Origin of the sequence: Aquitalea magnusonii (genome assembly GCF_002217795.2) — a bacterium.
In the GTDB taxonomy this organism is placed as follows: domain Bacteria; phylum Pseudomonadota; class Gammaproteobacteria; order Burkholderiales; family Chromobacteriaceae; genus Aquitalea; species Aquitalea magnusonii_B.
On the sequence record NZ_AP018823.1, the window covers coordinates 1,017,172 to 1,036,593 of the forward strand.

The window sequence follows — 19,422 nt, forward strand, 5'->3', positions numbered from 1 at the left end:
CCATGTTCAGTATTTCCGATGCACAGATCAGCGCACTGGTTGCGATGTTTGCCTGGCCCTTTGCCCGCATCATCGGCCTGTTTCTGGTGGAACCCCTGTATGCCTATCGCGGCGTGCCACGCCGCTTCAAGGCCGGTTTCGCCCTGATGCTGACTGTGCTGGTGGTGCCATTGCTGCCTCCCGCGCCAGCCGTGCCGGTGATATCGGCGGCGGGGATTGCCATTTTGTTCCAGCAATTGCTCATTGGCCTGGCCATGGGCTTTGTCATGCGGCTGACCATGACCGCGGTGGAAATGGCCGGTTTCATCATGGGTGCGCAAACCGGTTTGGGCTTTGCCATGTTCTTCGACCCCATGCACGCGGCCCAGGTGCCGGTGGTGTCGCAACTGCTATCGATGTTTGTCTTCCTGCTGTTCCTCACCTTTGATGGCCATCAAGTCGTCATTTCCACCTTGGTGGAAAGCTTCCAGGTGCTGCCCATCGGCATGAGCATGCCGGCTCAGGGGCTGAAGGCGCTGGTGTTATGGGGCAGCCACATCATCTCCTGGGGTATCTGGCTGTCCATGCCGGTGATTGCCGCCTTGCTGGTCACTAACCTGGCGATTGGCGTGATGACCCGTGCCGCCCCACAGTTCAATATTTTTACCTTTGGTTTTCCGCTGACGCTGATGATCGGTTTCATCACCATCTATCTGACGTTACCGCTGATGGTGCCGGCCATCGAACAGATATACGGTCAGGCCTTCACCTTCATGTTGGCCATGCTGAAGGCGAAATAGCTTTCTGCTAGAATAGCGGCCAAATTTTCCAGCATTAAACCGGCCCGGTGACGGGCCACACCAGATTGAGGCAATTATGGCAGGTCATAGCAAATGGGCGAACATCCAGCACCGCAAGGGTCGTCAGGATGCCAAGCGTGGCAAGATCTTCACCCGTCTGATCAAGGAAATCACCGTTGCTGCCAAGATGGGCGGCGGCGATGTCAACATGAACCCGCGTCTGCGCCTGGCAGTGGACAAGGCCAAGGCCGAATCCATGCCCAAGGACAATATCGATAACGCCATCAAGCGCGGTACCGGTCAGCTCGAAGGCGTGGATTATGTCGAGTGCCGTTACGAAGGTTATGGCATTGGTGGCGCTGCCGTGATGGTGGACTGCCTGACCGACAACAAGACCCGTACCGTGGCCGATGTGCGTCATGCCTTCTCCAAGTATGGCGGCAATATGGGCACCGACGGCTGTGTGGCCTTCCAGTTCAACCATTGCGGTTTCCTGGTGTTTGCTCCGGGCGTGGACGAAGATGCGCTGATGGAAGCGGCACTGGAATGCGGTGCCGAAGACGTGATCACCAATGATGACGGTTCCATCGAAGTCATCACCGGCCCCTACGAATTCAGCGATGTGAAACAGGCGCTGGAAGACAAGGGTTTCAAGGCCGAAATGGGCGAAGTCACCATGAAGCCGCAGAACGAAACCGAACTGGCCGGCGAAGACGCCATGCGCATGCAAAAGCTGCTGGATGCGCTGGAAGACCTGGACGACGTGCAGGACGTGTACACCTCGGCCACGCTGCTGGACTGATGCCATATGGCAAGGCTTGCCCGCGGGCAAGCTGCAGGCTGCAGACAAAGTGATTTGGTGCGATTGTCTGGACCCGGCAACGCCGGGCCTTCCACCTTACAGCTTGATTCCGCAGCCTTCCCATTTATTCCCAATCCCCGCCCTTGCCTTGCCAATTGAGGAAGAGTGCGTCGTTTTCTTTCCAGAAAACGCGTGGGCTTGGCAGTAATCTGAGGCTTGCCTGCTGGCAAGCCTTTTTCATGCCTGCCATTTACTGATTGTCAGCATCGGCAGCGCTGTCGCAGCAGTGTAAACTGCAGCCATGCCGGGATGTTGGCCGGTTCAAGTCATGCGAAAGAGTCATCATGTACCAGAGTCATGCCGAACGCCGTACGCGTCTGATGCAGCAGATGGGGCAGGGCATTGCCATCCTGCCCACCGCGCCCGAAGTGGTGCGCAACGCCGACAACCACTATCCCTACCGGGCTGACAGCCATTTTCTCTACCTCACCGGCTTTGCCGAGCCGCAGGCCGTACTGGTACTGGACGCGGGGACGGGCAAATCCATCCTGTTCTGCCGGGAAAAGAATCTGGAGCGCGAGGTGTGGGAGGGCTTCCGTTTTGGCCCGGATGGCGCGCGCGAAGCCTTTGGCTTTGACGAAGCCTATCCCCTCAGTGAACTGGATGCCCGCCTGCCCGACCTGCTGAGCGGTCAGAAATCGCTGTGGTGGAATATAGGTCGCAATGCCGGTTTTGATGTGCGGGTAAATGGCTGGCTGGACGCGGTGCGCCAGCGTTACCGCAGTGGTGAGCAGCCGCCCGCGCTATACCACGACCTGCTGGTATTGCTGGATGAAATGCGCATGATCAAGGACGCTGGCGAACGCGCTACCTTGCGCCGGGCCGGACAGATTTCCGCCCTGGGCCATATCCAGGCCATGCGTGCCACCCGGCCAGGCATGATGGAATACCAGGTGGAAGCGGAAATCCTGCATACCTTCATTCGCAATGGCGCACGCTACCCCTCCTACGAAAGCATCGTGGCTGGCGGTGCCAATGCCTGCACCCTGCATTACGCAGCCAATAATGCCCGGCTGAACGATGGCGATCTGCTGCTGATTGATGCCGGTTGCGAACTGAACGGCTATGCCGGCGATATCACGCGCACCTTCCCGGTGAATGGCAAGTTCAGCCCGGCCCAGCGCGATGTCTACGAAATCGTGCTGGCTGCGGAACTGGCCGGCATTGCCGCGGTCAAGCCTGGTGCGCTGTGGAACGAGCCGGGTGATGCCGCGCTCAAGGTATTGGTGCAAGGCATGCTGGACCTCAAGTTGCTTAACGGCAGCGTGGACGGGGTGATCGAATCCGGTGCCTTCCGTCAGTTCTACATGCATGGCATCGGTCACATGATAGGCCTGGATGTACACGATGTCGGCCAGCGCAAGCTGGGCGGTCAGTGGCGCAGCTATCAGCCTGGCATGTGTACCACCATCGAGCCCGGCCTGTATATCCGCCCGGCTCAGAATGTCCCGCCCGCATTGCACAATATCGGCATCCGGATTGAAGACGATGTGCTGGTGACTGAAACCGGGCACGAGGTATATACCGCCGACGTACCCAAAGAAATCGATGCAATTGAAATCCTGATGCAGGGTGTCTGAACATGAAGAACACAGACAGACAACACAGCCGCGATTGCGGCCACGATGGCGGCGAACACGCCGACATCATTATCGTTGGCGGCGGGCCGGTAGGCGCGCTGGCCGCATTGCGCTTTGCCGCCGCCGGACGGCGGGTGCTGCTGGTGGAGGCCCGCGCCAAGGATGCGCCGCTGACCGATGCGCGCGCACTGGCCTTGTCCTGGTATAGCCGCGAGGCACTGCTTGCCGCCGGCGCATGGCCGGACGACCTGCCTGCCAGCATGATAGACAGCGTGCATGTATCGCAGCAGGGGGCTTTTGGCCGTACCCGGCTGGATGCCGCCGATCTCAAGCTGCCGCACCTGGGCGTGGTGGTGGATTATCCGGCGCTCACCCTCGCCATCAATGCCAGGCTGGAGCAGGCCGGGGTGCAGGTGTGGTGGGAAACCCGTGTCGATGCCGTGAGCAGCATGGCCTGCTATGCCACGGTCAAAACCAGCGGTGTGCATGGCGAGATTACCCTCACCGCGCGCCTGGTCGTGCTGGCCGAGGGCGGCGCGCTGGCAGACAGTCTGCCGGGTATCAAGCGGCTGACCCATGATTACCAACAATGCGCGGTACTGGCCGAAGTCAGCACCGAACAGCCTCCGGCCGGTGTGGCTTATGAGCGCTTTTCGAAGCAAGGCCCGTTTGCCTTGCTGCCGCACGGCGACAATTACATGCTGGTGTGGACCCGCAGTCACGACGATGCCAAGGCCTTGCAACAAGCGCCCGATGAGCAGGTGATGGCCGAATTGCAGCAGGCCTTTGGCGAGCGCCAGGGCAAGGTGCTGAGCATTGGTCCGCGTGCCAGCTTCCCCTTGGCGCTGCGTCAGGTCAACCGGGTCAGCAGTGGCCGGGTGGTGCTGATTGGCAATGCCGCCCAAACCATGCATCCGGTGGCGGCGCAGGGCTTGAACCTGGGCCTGCGCGATGCCATCGGACTGAGCGATGCCCTGCGTGAGGTGTGTGATCCGGGCGCTGCTGCCGCGCTGGCAGTGTATGCCGCCAGCCGCAAACTGGACAGCCATGCCGTGGTGGGTTTCACTCACGGCCTGATCAAGCTGTTTGATGGTGACTCGGCCCTGGTCAGCGCCTTGCGCGGGGTGGGGATGAGCACGCTGGACAGCGTACCGCCCTTGCGCCGTGCCTTTGCCCGCCACCTGGTGTTCGGCCTTTAGGAAACAGATTCATGACACAGTACGACGTCATCATCGTCGGTGGTGGCCTGGTGGGTGCCAGCCTGGCACTGGCGCTGGCTGACAGCGGGCGCAAGATTGCCTTGCTGGAAGGCTCAGACGCACGCTTTGAAGATCTGGAGCAAGGCTGGGATGCCCGCATTTACGCGGTCAGCCCGCTTAACCGCCGTTTTCTGGAACAACTGCAAGCCTGGCCGGACATGTCGCGCATTGGCACCATTGCCAGCATGGATGTCTGCGGCGATGCCGGTGGTCGTATCCAGTTTTCCGCCAGCGATGCCGGTGCCAGCGCGCTGGCCTGGATTGTGGAAAACCGCTGGCTGCTGGCCAGCCTGTGGCAGCGCCTGGCTGACAGCCCGGTGCAGTGCCTGACCGGGGTGCGCCCCGTCTCACTCTCCACGACCGCCAGCATGGCCTGCCTGACGCTGGAAGATGGCCGGGCACTGCATGCCAGCCTGGTGGTGGGAGCGGATGGTGCCAACTCCTGGGTGCGCAGCCAGACTGAGCTGGCGGCCAGCATCAAGCCTTATGGCCAAAGCGGGGTGGTGGCCAATTTTTCCTGTGAAAAGCCGCATGGCAATATTGCTCGCCAGTGGTTTACTGGCGACAGCATCCTGGCCTGGCTGCCCATGGCGGGCAATCGCATTTCCATGGTGTGGTCTACTGCCAAGCCTGATGAATTGATGGCCTTGTCCGCCGAGCAACTGTGCGCCCGCGTGGCGGCCGCCGGCAATCACCAGTTGGGGCATCTGCGCCTGCTGGGCGCGGCGGCGGCCTTTCCGCTGCGCCTGATCCAGCCCGAGGCGGTGGTCAGCCAGCGATTGGCGCTGGTGGGCGATGCCGCCCACACCGTGCATCCACTGGCCGGGCAAGGGGTGAACCTGGGGTTCCAGGATGCCGCCAAGTTGGCCGCCCTGCTGCAAGCGCCTGGCGATGCCGGAGACTGGATGCTGTTACGCCGTTACGAACGCGAGCGGCGCGAAGCGGTGAAAACCATGCAGTTCACCTGTGACGGTCTGTACCGTCTGTTTCACACCCAACATGTGCCCGGCCTGTCCTGGCTGCGCAATACCGGCCTGAGCCTGACCAACCGGCTGGCACCGCTCAAGCGCCAGTTCGCCCGTCATGCCATTGGCTTCTGAACCCGAGGATATTGAATGAACACCACTGTAAAAGCCCTGGCGCTGGCCGCCTCCCTGTTGCTGAGCATGACTGCCTGCAATGCCAACGCCACTTCCAGCGGCACCGAGCAGGTGAAGAAAGCCTTCACCACCCGCTTCCCTAACCGGCAGGTGCTCAGTGTCAGCGAAACCCCGGTGCAAGGCATTTATGAGGTGGTGGTGAAGGGCAAGCAGATTGTCTACACCGATGCGGCAGCCAAGTATCTGTTTGTTGGCGACCTGATTGACGCGGATGCCAAGACCAGCCTCACCGAAAAGAAAATGGCCGATCTGAACCGGCTGGATTTCAACAAGCTGCCGTTGCAATACGCCATCAAGGAAGTACGTGGCAATGGTTCGCGCAAGCTGGCCGTGTTTACCGATCCGGACTGCCCGTACTGCAAACAGTTGGAGCGCGAAAGCCTGCCGGACATCACCAATGTCACCATTTATACCTTCCTCTACCCGCTGGCCCAACTGCATCCGGATGCACCGCGCAAGGCGCGCCAGATCTGGTGCTCCAAGGACCGTCTGAAAACCTGGACTGCCTTTATGCGTGATGGCCAGGAACTGACCGGCAGCGACAAGTGTGATACTTCCGCGCTGGACAAGATTGAAGCCATGGGTGACGAACTGGGCATCACCGGCACGCCGGGACTGATTTTTGCCAATGGTCGCCTGGTGCCGGGAGCCATCGCCAAAGAAGATATCGAAAAGCTGCTGGATGCCAAATAAGCCTGTAGCCGGAGTACGCCGGGCATCATGAAACTGCCGTTCGGGCTGCGCTGGCGCCCGCAGTCCTGGCGCTGGTCGGCCTTGTCAGAGGCTGACAGGTTGATGCTGGCACTCAGCCTGTCGCTACTGCTGCACGCACCCTTGTGGATGCGCCTGGCGGCGGAGGGTAGCCTGCGCGGCCAGCCCCAGGCCTTGTCGGTGCGCCTGGCCGGCAATGCAGCACCGAATGCCGCGCTCAATGCGCCGCCTGTGCCGCCGGCGCATCCGGTGCCGCGGCATCCCGCGCCTGAGATCAAGCCATCCGCCGACCGGGTCATGCTGTCCGCGCGGCATAAGCTGCATCTGCCCAGTAGCGCCAGCGCCGCACAGGCGCAGCCACCCTTGCCACCGCATGCAGTACCACAGCCTGAGCCGGTGGCAGCATCGGCACCGGTCATGCTGCTACGGGATGCTGCCTCAGCGCCGGTGGGCGATGATGGCGCGGCCCAACAACTGGGACTGGACTTCTACTATGCCGCCCGGCAAGTGGATGTGCTGGCGCTGGAGCAGGTGCCGATCCAACTGGTGGCGCCGTACGGGCTAGGCATGGACGATGTGGACATTACCCTGCGTGTCTACATCAACGAGCAAGGCGGGGTGGATGCCGTGCAGATGGTGTCGGCACGGCCGGCAGGGGCAGAGCTGCCGCTGATGGAAATTTTCCGCCAGGCAAGCTTCTATCCGGCCATCCGCGATGGCCATGCGGTAAAAAGCTTCAAGTTGATCCGCATCGGTTCCCAGGCAGATGGTGATACCGGCACGGCACCCAATAATTGAAGCCCTGCCTACGCCCGCAGCGGCGGTTTCATGCTAAATTCAGCACATCCTGCGCGGCAGATGTCCGCCAGGAGCGATCCAATACAGCGGAACATACCGCTCTTGTTATCCGACCACGAAGGAAGAAACATGTCTGATCTGAACACGCTGTTCACCCAGGCCCAGGCCGATGTCACCTCGCTGTCCGAGCGTCCGGACAACCAGACCCTGCTGCAGCTGTATGCGCTGTACAAGCAAGCCAGCGAGGGAGATGTCACCGGTGAGCGCCCGGGCATGATGGATTTCATCAACCGCGCCAAATACGACGCCTGGGACAAGCTCAAGGGCATGGCCAGCGATGAGGCCAAGCAGGGTTATATCGATGTGGTGCAGAAGCTGCTGGCTGAGTAAGCCTGGCGCTCTGGCCAAGAACCGCTGTCCATTGCCGGGCAGCGGTTTTTTTATGCCCGCCTGCCAGGCGCTTTGCGTGGTGTGGATAGCGGCATGCAAAAAAGCGGGCTTTCTTTCGGAATGCCCGCTCTGCGTGTTGCGGCTTGGCTCGGTGTCAGGATGCCGCCTTGATGGCCTCCACCGGGTCCACATAGGGATAGCCCAGATTGTCCGCCACGGCCTTGTAGGTAATCTTGCCATGGCACACATTAAGCCCGTTGCGCAGGTGCGGGTTGTCCAGCAGGGCCTGACGCCAGCCTTTGTCCGCCAATTGCTGGGTAAAGGGCAGGGTGGCGTTGTTGAGTGCCTGGGTGGAAGTCCGTGCCACACCGCCCGGCATATTGGCCACACAGTAATGCACGATGCCGTCCACTACGTAGATGGGGTCCTGATGTGTCGTTGCACGGCTGGTTTCAAAACAGCCGCCCTGGTCGATGGCCACATCCACCAGCACCGCACCGGGTTTCATATTGCCCAGCATGGCGCGGGTTACCAGCTTGGGCGCGGCAGCACCCGGAATCAGCACCGCCCCCACCACCATGTCGGCTTCGCGGATGGATTCATCGATATTGGCCGTGTTGGACACCAGGGTCTTGATGCGGCCACCAAACACCATGTCGATTTCCTTCAGCCGCGGCAGCGACTTGTCCAGGATGGTGACGTCAGCACCCAGTCCGGCGGCCATGCGGGCCGCATTCAGGCCCACCACGCCACCACCGATTACCACCACGCGGGCCGGGGCCACGCCTGGCACGCCGCCCAGCAGCACGCCACGGCCACCCTGGGCTTTCTCCAGCGCATGGGCACCCGCCTGAATGGCCATGCGGCCAGCTACTTCCGACATCGGTGCCAGCAGCGGCAGGCCACCGCGTTCGTCGGTGACGGTTTCATAGGCAATGGCCACCGCGCCGGATTCGGTCAGCAGCTTGGTTTGCTCCGGATCCGGTGCCAGGTGCAGATAAGTGAACAGGATTTGTCCCGGACGCAGCATGCGGCATTCCACGGGCTGCGGCTCCTTGACCTTGACCACCATCTCGGCCTTGGCAAAAACCTCATCGGCGGAAGAGGCAATCGAGGCTCCTGACTGGATGTATTGCTCGTCGGTAAAACCGATGGCAAGCCCGGCCTGGGTCTGCACCAGTACCTTATGGCCATGGCCCACCAGCTCCCGTACGCCGGCAGGGGTGAGGCCAACGCGATACTCGTGGTTTTTGATTTCCTTGGGTACACCGATCAACATTACCGTCTCCTTCTGTTATTGGATGGAAGCAACAGCAAACGTCACGGGCAGGGGGTGAGCAGCCTGCTGCAGGCTGCCTGCTCGGCAAGCCGAAATACCGGCATCAGAATGGTCTGAAAACACTATTGCAGCGTCGGTTTCCAGCTATGGGTGTTTTGTAGTATATGGAGGCGGCCTTGGTCTTATTCACTGTAGTTTTTTCATTCAACAGTGTTATCTGCTGGGAAACAGGCTGATTTAGGTGATCGGCTGCTGAATCTGCAGCGGAGCTTGGTCGGCTTGATCGGTATCAAATACCCGCTTTTCACCACGGGTATTTTCACGCGATGGATATTGCACTGCAGTAGGAGATCAGACTTGCCGCAGGCAGTCGCCGCCGCAGTGCTTGGCCAGGTACATGGCCTGATCAGCCTGCTGCATCAGCGAGTCAGCCGTGCTGGCGGGGGTGTCCATGGCAATGCCGATGGAAATGCCTACCTTGCAACTGGCACCGTTAATCGATAGTGGCTGCTGCATGGCGGCAATGCATTTGTCCGCCACGATACGGGCCGTTTCTGCAGCGCGTGTGTCCAGATGGCTCATCAGCAGGACAAACTCGTCACCGCCGATGCGCGCCAGGGTGTCCGACTCGCGCACAATGGCTTGCAGCCGCTCCGTGACCATGCGCAGGGCTTCATCACCGGCATCATGCCCCTGGCTGTCATTGATGCGCTTGAATCCATCCAGATCCATGAATAGCAAGGCCAGATGTGTGCCGTGGCGGCGGGATTGTGCCAGTGCCAGCTTCAGACGGTCTGCCAGCAGGCGGCGATTTGGTAGCCCGGTCAAGGTATCGTGGTGGGCGAGCCGTTCCAGTTGGCCTTGCTGTTCGTGCAGCTTGCCCAACAGGCGATTGAAGGCGGCAATCAGATGGCCGACTTCATCCATGCGGCGAATGGATAGCGGTACCAGCGGTATGTCGCCATGTGCCATGCGCTCGGCATCTTCAGCGGCGTGAAACAGCGGTCGCAGCACAAAATACATGCAGCCCGTGGCCAGCAGGCCAAACAGGATGGTGGCGACGATGGCACTCTTGATGGCAAAAATCTGGGCATGACCGACCGTGGCAAACGCTTCACTGGCAGGCACTTGTGCCACTACAAACCAGTTGGTGCTGGGGACGGTGGCCATGGCAAGCACTTCCTCCTCGCCTGCCGCGTTGCTGCTGATGCCGCTGCCGCGATAGCCGGCCATGGCGCGGTCATGCAAGGGGTTGCTGCCAGGGACCGGCAGTGGAGCCAGTGCCAGCGCCTGCTGGGAGGAGGCGACATAAAGATTGTCGCGAGGCGATACCAGTTGGAAGCCGCCCTTGCCATGGCCGATTTGTGTTTTTTGCAGCAGATCGAGAAAGCCTGGCGAGGACAGCGGTGTAATCCCGACCAGAATGCCGCTGACTTGTTTGTTGTTGTCAAACAGCGGGGTTGCCATGGGCAGGATAGGCAGGCGCAGCGCATAACCGATTACCGGCTTGCCGATATAGCCGCTGCCCTTGGCGGCCACCTGGATGTAATCGCGGTCGGCGTAGCTGTGGTTCTGGCGTCCCGGTGCCGTAGGGTAGTCGGCAATGACCCGGCCATGGCGGTCGGTAACGAACAGTCCGCCGGGAAACAGGCTCTGGTAGCGGTAGTGCTGGCGCAGCCAGTCCTGCAGCGCGGCGGGCCTGGACAGCAGTGCTTGCGGCAGATCGGCAGCCAGTTGCTTCAGCAATGTCTGGCGCTGGGTGATCTTGTCATCGATATCACGGGCTACATAGCCCGCCAGCGCCTGCTGCTGCTCCTGCACCACGATGGTAAGGTCCTGTCGCAGGAAATGGCCCAGGGCGAAGTAACGTATTACCGTCCCCACCGTGACCAGGCAGACCACCATGATCACCAGCCGGGTGATGATGCTGTCGAAAATACGGCGCTTGGTCATCAGGACAAGGGGAGGGATGAGAGAGTGGCAAGTTTAACCGAGCTGTAAAACTACGTATATTCATATTCCCGGTTTAGCGCGGGCTGTCGGGATGTTGTTCATCCGCTTCCGGCGGGTTGTGGCGCTCCGCCGCCGGCGGGATGAAAAACTGTAGCGGCTGGCGCACAAACCGTTTGAGCAGCAAGGGCAGCAGCGGCAGCACCTGACGACCGCTCAGCTTGCGCGAGCGCAGTGCCACCCACAAGGCCAGGCTAAAGCTGACTGCCAGGTTGGTGAAGCCGATCAGGGCGACGCCGCCGCAGTACAGGGCAGCCATGCCCAGTGGCTGCTGGAAGTCCAGTGCCACCATGCCAAAGGCTAGATTGGCCGCCGAAAAAGTGATGTGGCGGATATCCAGTGGCAGGCCCAGCATGATGCCGATGGTACCGGTCAGCCCCAGAAACAGGCCGAAGTAGAAATTGCCGGCCAGCGCGCCCAGATTGTGTTCCACATAGTGGCCAAGCTGCCAGGCACGGTGGCGGCCCAGCAGGCGGTTCAGCAGCGGGTGGGCGGCCAGCCGTTCCGGGATGCGGCGGTAGATGGCCTTGTTGTCGTAGTAACCGGCAATCAGCCCGGACAGGAAGAGAAACACGCCGGCAATGGCCGCATGCGGCAGGGCCAGGCTGGACAGCGGATCGAGATCGTGCAGCAGGTGGGCTGCCTTTTCCGTGCTGACGACCGGCTGGCCGAAGATGGCCTGCCAGGTAAGGGCGATGATGGCCGCGGTGGGAATGGCCAGCAGCACATTGCCCAGGATGGCAATGAACTGGGTGCGCAGTACCTTGACCACCAGTTCGGCCAGCTCGTCCAGTGCAACTTTGGCACCGCTTTTTTCCTGTTGGTGCAAGGCCGCGGCAATCCGGGCCGCTGTCATTGCCGGTTGCTTGGTGGCAATGGTGAAGTGCAGCAGTTGCACGATGATGAAGCCGATGGCGTAGTTCATGCCATAGGCCAGACCCTCCCACAGCAGGGGCAGGTGGGCTTGGGACAGCAATAGCTTGATCAGCGCCATGATTCCCACGATCAGGCCTGCGCCCATGGCCGCCCTGGCCATGCTGCCCCATTCACTGCGCGATTCGGCAATATAGTGCTCGCCATGGCGGCCGGCATGTTCGGTGACTTGTAGCGCCAGCAGTTCGGTATTGGACTTGAACACGTCGCTGACGCTGTACTTGCGGTTTTCCGCCCGGACAAAATCCACCAGCAAGTGGAACAGCGCAGGGTTCTGCCCCGGATCGTGCTCCGGCTCCAGCAAGGCCAGCAGCGCACGCAGCCGGTTCAGGCTTTGCAGCAGGCGCAATGCCTGATAGGTGAGATTGACGGAAATGCCATTGCGCGAAGCGTTCTTGCGGATCTTGCCCAGAATCAGCTCACACTGTTCCAGTAAAACCAGAATATGCTTGTCGTCTTCTTCAGGACTGCTTTGCGTGGCCAGCGCTCGGCGGTAGCTGTCGGCATAGTGGAGCACCGCGGCATTCAGGTGCAGGAAAGGTGATTCGAAACGCTCGATGTCCGGATACACCCGTACCAGTTCCGGTTCCAGGCCAATGGCGGTAACCCGGGCGCTGAGTATCTGTACCGATTCCAGCATCTGCAGCCTGGTTTGCACCCAACTGCTGCGGTCTTGTTCTTCCTGCCAGGCCATGGCCTGCCATAGCTGCTGCCAGGTTGCATCCGGAATCGCGGCCAGCCAGATATGGTCCTGCTTCCAGCGAAACAGGCGGCCAAAGCGGTCTTGCAGCGAATCTTCCCGGATAGGCATGGGCAGCAGCCGCTCCCCGATGCGTTTGGACAGCGTGGTGAAAAAACCGGTATTGGCCAGAATTCCGGATTCGGTATACAGCGGGATTTGTCTGGTTTGGGTCAGCAAATCGAGAAATGCACTGCGCAGAACTTGACGGTAGTCGGCATGGTGTTCCAGCAACCAGGCCAATGCACGCAAATTCATGATGGCCTGTTCGTGATCATCCGCACTGGCTGGCCGCAGGCTGCGCACCAGATCGGCCAGTGCGTCTGCAGCAGTGGTTTCACCCTGTTGCAGACTGATAAAAATGGCATCAAGCGTGGAATTGGGCAAATGTGGCATCCGTTGTGGGGGCTGCGCTAACCTGGAGTTGCGCCGCCGGTCTGTCGTTGTTGCGTGTGGTATCGCCAGTCTGGTCCGGGGCCATGTTAGTACAGCCATCGCTTGGGACTGTCCGGCCTCTGCCATTGCATGCAGGCTGCGTGCCTGGCACGCGGCAGTCAACTAACCTTGTTGCCATGCAGCATGCGATACGGATCGAGAATCAGACTATTCTTATATTTGACGAGTTCCACTGCAGTCTGAAATATCGATCATCTTGGATGAAAAATCATGATCAGGAAGCTTCTGCTTCTGCCTGCAGAATAATCGCTTGTACTGCCTTGTGCTGCAATTTACGGCGGTTGGTGATGGCGTAGTAATGCTCTTCCACGCCGGCAACACGGCCCAGCAAGCCAAGCTTGCCGCCTGCGGTAATGTCTTCCACTGCAAAGGCCGGGGCGGGGAACAGCCCGACCCCCTGTTCACCAAATGTTTGCAATAAAGCGCCATCCTTGAACTCGCCGACAAGCTCGGCGCGGATGCCCTGTTCATCCAGCCAGTGTTCCAACTGGCTGCGCAAGACATTGTCCCGGCTGGGCAGCAGCAGTGGGGCGCGTTGCAGGCTGTGCGGGAAACCATCCCGATAGCGTGCTACCAGTTCCGGGGTGGCAAAAATCATGACCGGGCAACGTGCCAGCAGATGTGACTGCATTGTCTGCTGGCCGGCGGCCGGTGCCGGACGGTCAGCCAGCACCAGGTCCAGGCTGTGGCTGGCCAGCTCATGCAGCAGTTGATCGAAAGCACCTTCATTGCAATGCAGGCGTAACCGTTGTGGCAGAGACAATGCCGGTTTGAGCAGGCGGTAGGCAATGCTCTTGGGCAGCACATCACTGATGCCGCTGCTCAGCCGCAGGGTATGGTCCAGTTGCTCATCCGCCAGCATTTCCTGCAGCTCCTCGCCCAGTTGGAAAATACGGTCGGCATAGCTTAGCGCCAGGCGTCCGGCTTCGGTCAGTACCAGTCCGCGTCCTTGCTGGCTGAACAGGGCGCGGCCAATCTGCTGTTCCAGGCGAGAAATCTGGCCACTCACCGTCTGCGCACTCATGCCCAGTTGCCGGGCGGCTGCCGTGACACTGCCGGCGCGTGCCACGGCCCAGAAGTAATGCAGATGCTTGTAGTTGAGCTGGCTGAACATGATTATTCGAGATTTTCGTATTAACTTTACTAGTTTATTTGATTTTTTCGTGGTGCGGAAACATCTATCATGCAGTATCTGAATGTCAAGGCCTGTGCTGATTGCCGGGTCATAACCAACCACCACCGAGGGGATAGATCATGAAACGTGTGATTCTGCTGATCGCCACCAATATTGCGGTGATGCTGGTGCTAAGCATCGCCGCCCAGTTACTGGGTATCAACCGCTTCATCACCGCTGGCGGCCTGAACATGGGCAGCTTGCTGGCCTTTGCCGGCCTGATGGGCTTTGGCGGCGCCTTTATTTCGCTGTGGATGTCCAAAACCATGGCCAAATGGAGTACTGGTGCCCGTGTGATCGAGCAGCCGAGCAATGAAACCGAACGCTGGCTGCTGTTTACCGTGCGCAAGCTGGCTGACCGTGCCGGCCTGCCGATGCCGGAAGTTGCCGTGTATGAGGGCGAGCCGAATGCCTTTGCCACTGGCGCCAGCAAATCCAATTCTCTGGTGGCGGTATCCACCGGTCTGCTCTCATCCATGACCGAGCAGGAAGTGGAAGCGGTGCTGGCGCATGAAATTGCCCACATCCAGAATGGCGACATGGTGACGCTGACGCTGATTCAGGGCGTGGTGAATACCTTTGTCTTCTTCCTGGCCCGCGTGGTGGGTTATGTGGTGGACAACTTCCTGCGCCGCAATGACGAGGAGTCGTCCAGCGGTACCGGTATCGGTTACTTCATTACCGTCATCGTGTGTGAAATCGTGTTTGGCATCCTGGCCTCCTTCATCGTGATGTACTTCTCGCGTCAGCGTGAATACCGTGCCGATGCCGGTGCGGCCAAACTGCTGGGCAGCCCGCAGCCGATGATTGCCGCGCTGCAGCGTCTGGGTGGTGTGCATGCTGGTGAGCTGCCGCAGAACATGGCCGCGTCCGGTATTTCTGGTGGTGCCGGCCTGATGGGGCTGATGTCCAGCCACCCGTCGCTGGAGTCGCGCATTGCTGCCTTGCAGGCTGCGCGCTGAGTCAGCCGGACCTGCTGAGTGGTGAACAATGAGCAGGCCCACCCTGCTCATTGTTGTTTTATCCGGTCTGTTGCCATGTGGCAGGCAGACACATCGTGAAAGACAAGAAAATGGAATGGCTGAATCTGCTGTTTGCTGGTACTCCGCTGTGGATGTGGCTGATGTTCATGGGCATCGTCACGGCCTTGCTGCTGTTTGACCTGGGTGTGCTCAACAAGGATGACCACGAGATTGGCGTCAAGGAAAGCCTGAAACTGTCAGCGTTTTACATTGCCATCGGGCTGGCGTTTGGCGGCTGGGTCTGGTGGTACCGCGGCGGAGATGCCGGCATGCAGTACCTCACCGGCTATCTGGTGGAAAAATCGCTGTCGATGGACAACATCTTTGTGATGTCGCTGATTTTCAGCGGCATGGCGGTGCCGCGCCTGTACCAGCACCGGGTGTTGTTCTGGGGCATTCTGGGCGTGATCGTGCTGCGTGCCGTGATGATTGGCCTGGGTGCCGTGCTGGTGGCCGAATTCAAATGGGTGTTGGTGCTGTTCGGCCTGTTCCTGCTGCTCACCGGTATCAAAATGCTGCTGGGCAAGGATGAAGGCCATCCCTCGCTGGATGACAACAAGCTGTATCAATGGCTGCGCCGTCATCTGCGCCTGACGCCCACCTTGCATGGCCATGATTTCCTGGTGCGTGGCGAGCAGCACGGCCTGAGCCGCGGCTGGTGGGCCACACCCTTGTTGTTTACGCTCATCCTGGTGGAGAGTGCCGACCTGGTGTTTGCCGTGGACAGCATTCCGGCCATTTTTGCCATCACCCAGGACCCCTTCCTGGTGTATACCTCCAACATCTTTGCCATTCTGGGCCTGCGGGCGCTGTACTTTGCCTTGTCGGCCATGGTGCATCGCTTTGAATACCTCAAGTATTCGCTGGCCATCGTGCTGGTATTCATCGGGGTAAAAGTGGGGCTGGTATACCTGAACGATATCCAACTGGTGCAGTTCCACATCCCCACCGGCGTGTCGTTGGTGGTGACACTGGGCCTGCTGATCAGCGGCGTGCTGTACTCGCTGTACAAGACGCGCAATGCGCCGGGCGACAGCCTGTCCTGAGGCTGATCTGCCGGTTTAGTCCCTGTTCTGCTGCTGGTCTGGCCGGGCCGTCCCTTTGGGGCCGCCCGGCTTTTTGCTTGTCGCCAGCCGTCTTTGCCGCTAGCATGACTTTTCTTCGGGAGATGGCATGCCTCCCGCCTGTTGGCTGCTTCCGACTAGGAAGTGGCGGCAGCAAACCGCCCGTCCGGGCTGATGATGCCTGCAGGTATCCCGTGCCGGGAGCTGCAGGTGCGTCAGTGTGTTCCGGCATGGGGGGTGATTTCGTGTTGTCATTCAGAAGAATTCCATGTCTGCCATTTCCCGTTGCGAAACCCTTGCCATGCTGCCGCGCATGAGCAAGCTGCTGTTCCTGGCCTGCCTGGTTGCTTTGCTGGCCGGTTCTGCTTCTGCCTTCTTCCTGCATAGCCTGGTGTGGGCCACGTCCCTGCGCGTAAGCCAGCCCTGGTTGTTGTTTCTGCTGCCGCTGGCCGGTTTTGCCGTTGGCTGGGTCTACCTGCGCTATGGCCGTCAGGTGGAGGCCGGCAATAATCTGCTGATCGATGAAATCCACGACCCCACCCGCATCGTGCCCTTGCGCATGGTGCCGCTGGTGTTGTGGGGCACGGTGATGTCCCATCTGTTTGGCGCATCGGTCGGGCGCGAAGGCACCGCCGTGCAAATGGGCGGCGCGCTGGCTGATCAGGTCACGCATTTGCTGCGACTGGGCAATGCCGATCGGCGCATTCTGCTGATGTGCGGGATTGCCGCCGGTTTTGCCTCGGTCTTTGGCACCCCGCTGGCCGGGGCGGTGTTTGCGCTGGAAGTGCTGGCCATTGGCCGCATGCGCTATGACGCGCTGTTTCCCAGCCTGCTGGCGGCCATCGTGGCCGATCAGGTGGGTCTGGGCTGGGGCGTGCAGCACACCCATTACGCCATCAGCCAGTTTCCCGTACTCAGTGCCTGGACCTTGCTGGCCACGCTGGTGGCCGGGGCGCTGTTTGGCCTGGTTGGCAAGCTGTTTGCCAACAGCACCCATGCCTTGTCGGCGCTGATCAAGCGCCATGTGTCCTATGCGCCGTTGCGGCCCTTGCTGGGCGGCGTGTTGCTGGTGGCCATTGTCTGGCCTAGCGGGGCCGAGCGTTTTATCGGGCTGGGCATTCCCACCATTGTGGACGCCTTCTCCCAGCCGCTGCCTGTCTACGACTTTGCCGCCAAGCTGGGGCTCACGGTGCTGTCGCTGGCCAGCGGCTTCAAGGGCGGGGAAGTGACGCCGTTGTTCTTTATTGGTGCCACGCTGGGCAATGTCCTGTCGCCGCTATTGCATCTGCCGTTTTCCCTGCTGGCCGGACTGGGTTTTGTCGCCGTGTTTGCCGGTGCGGCCAACACGCCATTGGCTTCCACCATCATGGCGATGGAGCTGTTCGGCAGTGAGGTGGGCATCTACGCCGCGCTGGCCTGCGTGGCCAGTTATTATTTTTCTGGCCATAGCGGCATTTACCGTGCGCAGCGCATTGCCCATGGCAAGCACCGGCCCTTTCCACGTGGGCTGCGCCTGAGCGAGCTGGCTGCCTGGAAGCGTCGCCAGGAGTGAATGAAGCTGTTGTAAATGCAGGTTTGTTCTGGCGGTCTGACTGTCCGGCAAGGCAGTAAATTTCATGGGTGAAATGAAATATTCATCCATGGAATTACTTTGACCTTGGGATGGGTGGCTGGTGTGATGGAGCCAATACTCTAGTCAAGGAGTTTGCTCCCATGCAGTGCTATCAGAATTTCATCAACAACAGCTTTATCCAGCCCGAAAGCGATGTCAGTTTCAGCGTGGTAGACCCTGCCACCGGCCAGCCTCGTGCGCAGGTATCCGCTGCCACCACTGCCGAAGCGCTGTCGGCAGTTGAGGCGGCAACGGCAGCCCAAAAAGGCTGGGCTGCCTTGCCTGCCTGTGAGCGCGCACAGTATTTGCACAAACTGGCAGAGGCACTACAGGCGCGTTCGTCGCAGATCGGTGCCGCACTGGCTGATGAGTCTGGCAAGAGCCTGAGTGATGCCATGGCCGAAGCTGGCTATGCCGCTGAAATCACCCGCTACCATGCCGAATGGGCCAGACGTATCGAAGGGGAGGTCATCCCCAGCGACAACCCGCAGGAAAACCTGCTGCTGATGCGCGAGGCCATCGGCGTGGTGGTCTGCCTCATTCCGTTCAACTTCCCTGTCTACACCTTGCTGCGCAAGATCGCGCCAGCACTGATCACCGGCAATACCGTGGTGGTGCGGCCCAGCAACAACACGCCGTGCTCGGCCTTTGAAATCGCCCACGCTGTGCTGGATGCCGGCCTGCCTGCCGGCGTGGTCAATATCCTGACCATGAGCCATGCGGTGGCAGAAACCGTTTGCACCCATCCCAAGGTAGGGATGATCACCCTGACCGGCAGTGTCGGGGCCGGCCGCAAGGTGCTGGAGTATTCCCAGGTGAATATTGCCAGGTCATCGCTCGAGTTGGGCGGCAAGACCCCGGCCATCATCGAGCCGGATGCCAAGCTGGTGCAGGCAGCCAATGACATTGTGGCATCCGCCCTCAGCCACTGTGGCCAGCTGTGTACCTCGGTGGAACGGGTGTATGTGCAGGACAGCGTGTACGAGGATTTTGTGCGCTTGCTCAAGGAGCGCTTTTCAGTACGCCAGTATGGCAACCGGGCGCGGCATCCCAACTACATGGGTCCGCTGGTCAATGCAACAACCCGGCTCAATATCCAGCAGATGGTAGAGCGGGCGGTCGATGATGGTGCGGTGCTGGAAACCGGCGGTTTCATTCCGCAAGGCCCTGGCTTTTTTTACCCACCCACCTTGCTTACCCAGTGCCGTCAGGAGATGGAAATCGTACAGGAAGAAATTTTCGGCCCTGTACTGTGCGTCCTCAAATACAGCACGGCAGAAGAAGCCTTGCTGCTGGCCAACGACCACCAGTTTGGTCTGGCTTCGGTGCTGTATACCGAAAACTACCGAACCGCCATGCGTTTTGCCAACCACATCGAAGCGGGCGAGCTGTATGTCAACCGCACCCCGGCAGACCCCTACCAGGGTTATCACGCCGGCTGGAAACGCTCAGGCCTGGGTGGCGACGATGGCAAGCACGGCATGCTGGAGTTCACCCAGACGCGGCTGGTCGTCCTGAAATACTGAGCTTTCTCCCAGTCATTCATCCGGATTCACAACAAGTCTGCACACGACAGGACGGCCAACGCATAAGG

At 60.2% G+C, this 19,422-nt stretch carries 16 protein-coding genes and 1 riboswitch; of the genes, 12 read left to right on the forward strand and 4 right to left on the reverse strand.

Going from position 1 to position 19,422, the window contains the following annotated elements; all coding sequences use genetic code 11:
• The first annotated feature begins 2 nt into the window (after positions 1–2).
• The 8 genes from fliR (at position 3) to DLM_RS05020 (ending at position 7,539) form a co-directional block, all read left to right on the forward strand.
• Positions 3–779, forward strand: a complete 777-nt coding sequence (gene fliR, locus DLM_RS04985; protein ID WP_089085249.1) for a flagellar biosynthetic protein FliR — start codon at positions 3–5, stop codon at positions 777–779.
• 76 nt (positions 780–855) lie between these two features.
• Complete coding sequence (locus tag DLM_RS04990) at positions 856–1,581, forward strand: YebC/PmpR family DNA-binding transcriptional regulator (RefSeq protein ID WP_045848341.1); 726 nt, start codon at positions 856–858, stop codon at positions 1,579–1,581.
• A 344-nt stretch (positions 1,582–1,925) separates the two neighbouring features.
• The gene (gene pepP, locus DLM_RS04995) at positions 1,926–3,221 is read left to right on the forward strand and encodes a Xaa-Pro aminopeptidase (RefSeq protein ID WP_089085250.1); all 1,296 of its coding nucleotides are present in this window, start codon (positions 1,926–1,928) and stop codon (positions 3,219–3,221) included.
• Positions 3,222–3,223: 2 nt separating this feature from the next.
• Positions 3,224–4,420, forward strand: a complete 1,197-nt coding sequence (locus DLM_RS05000; protein ID WP_089085251.1) for an FAD-dependent monooxygenase — start codon at positions 3,224–3,226, stop codon at positions 4,418–4,420.
• A gap of 11 nt (positions 4,421–4,431) precedes the next feature.
• Positions 4,432–5,580, forward strand: a complete 1,149-nt coding sequence (locus DLM_RS05005; protein WP_089085252.1) for a UbiH/UbiF family hydroxylase — start codon at positions 4,432–4,434, stop codon at positions 5,578–5,580.
• A 15-nt stretch (positions 5,581–5,595) separates the two neighbouring features.
• Positions 5,596–6,333, forward strand: coding sequence for a DsbC family protein (locus DLM_RS05010; protein WP_089085253.1), 738 nt, complete (start codon positions 5,596–5,598; stop codon positions 6,331–6,333).
• A 27-nt stretch (positions 6,334–6,360) separates the two neighbouring features.
• Positions 6,361–7,149: a hypothetical protein gene (locus DLM_RS05015; RefSeq protein WP_089085254.1), complete on the forward strand. Its 789-nt coding sequence runs from the start codon at positions 6,361–6,363 to the stop codon at positions 7,147–7,149.
• Between the two features lie 129 nt (positions 7,150–7,278).
• On the forward strand, positions 7,279–7,539 hold the full coding sequence (locus DLM_RS05020; protein WP_089085255.1) for an acyl-CoA-binding protein: 261 nt from the start codon (positions 7,279–7,281) through the stop codon (positions 7,537–7,539).
• A 154-nt stretch (positions 7,540–7,693) separates the two neighbouring features.
• Here DLM_RS05020 and ald read toward each other — a convergent pair whose 3' ends face one another.
• The 4 genes from ald to nhaR all read right to left on the reverse strand — a co-directional run bounded on the left by ald (position 7,694) and on the right by nhaR (position 14,070).
• Entirely contained in the window at positions 7,694–8,818 is a 1,125-nt protein-coding gene (ald, locus tag DLM_RS05025; RefSeq protein WP_089085256.1) for an alanine dehydrogenase, read from the reverse strand.
• A gap of 351 nt (positions 8,819–9,169) precedes the next feature.
• The gene (locus DLM_RS05030) at positions 9,170–10,771 is read right to left on the reverse strand and encodes a GGDEF domain-containing protein (protein WP_089085257.1); all 1,602 of its coding nucleotides are present in this window, start codon (positions 10,769–10,771) and stop codon (positions 9,170–9,172) included.
• Between the two features lie 73 nt (positions 10,772–10,844).
• A complete protein-coding gene (locus DLM_RS05035) occupies positions 10,845–12,887 on the reverse strand; it encodes a site-specific recombinase (RefSeq protein ID WP_231960072.1) in 2,043 nt (680 codons plus the stop codon).
• A gap of 283 nt (positions 12,888–13,170) precedes the next feature.
• A complete protein-coding gene (gene nhaR / locus DLM_RS05040) occupies positions 13,171–14,070 on the reverse strand; it encodes a transcriptional activator NhaR (protein WP_089085259.1) in 900 nt (299 codons plus the stop codon).
• A 140-nt stretch (positions 14,071–14,210) separates the two neighbouring features.
• Between nhaR and htpX the strand changes: the two genes are divergently transcribed.
• From htpX to aldA, 4 genes are all read left to right on the forward strand, one after another.
• Positions 14,211–15,092, forward strand: a complete 882-nt coding sequence (htpX, locus tag DLM_RS05045; RefSeq protein ID WP_089085260.1) for a protease HtpX — start codon at positions 14,211–14,213, stop codon at positions 15,090–15,092.
• A gap of 95 nt (positions 15,093–15,187) precedes the next feature.
• The gene (locus DLM_RS05050; protein WP_231960075.1) at positions 15,188–16,198 is read left to right on the forward strand and encodes a TerC family protein; all 1,011 of its coding nucleotides are present in this window, start codon (positions 15,188–15,190) and stop codon (positions 16,196–16,198) included.
• A gap of 109 nt (positions 16,199–16,307) precedes the next feature.
• A riboswitch (Fluoride riboswitch) is annotated at positions 16,308–16,407 on the forward strand.
• 77 nt (positions 16,408–16,484) lie between these two features.
• Complete coding sequence (locus tag DLM_RS05055; RefSeq protein WP_089085262.1) at positions 16,485–17,768, forward strand: voltage-gated chloride channel family protein; 1,284 nt, start codon at positions 16,485–16,487, stop codon at positions 17,766–17,768.
• A gap of 161 nt (positions 17,769–17,929) precedes the next feature.
• Positions 17,930–19,354 carry an aldehyde dehydrogenase gene (aldA, locus tag DLM_RS05060; RefSeq protein ID WP_089085263.1) on the forward strand — a complete coding sequence of 475 codons (1,425 nt, stop codon included), beginning with the start codon at positions 17,930–17,932 and terminating at the stop codon, positions 19,352–19,354.
• The last annotated feature ends 68 nt before the right edge of the window (positions 19,355–19,422 follow it).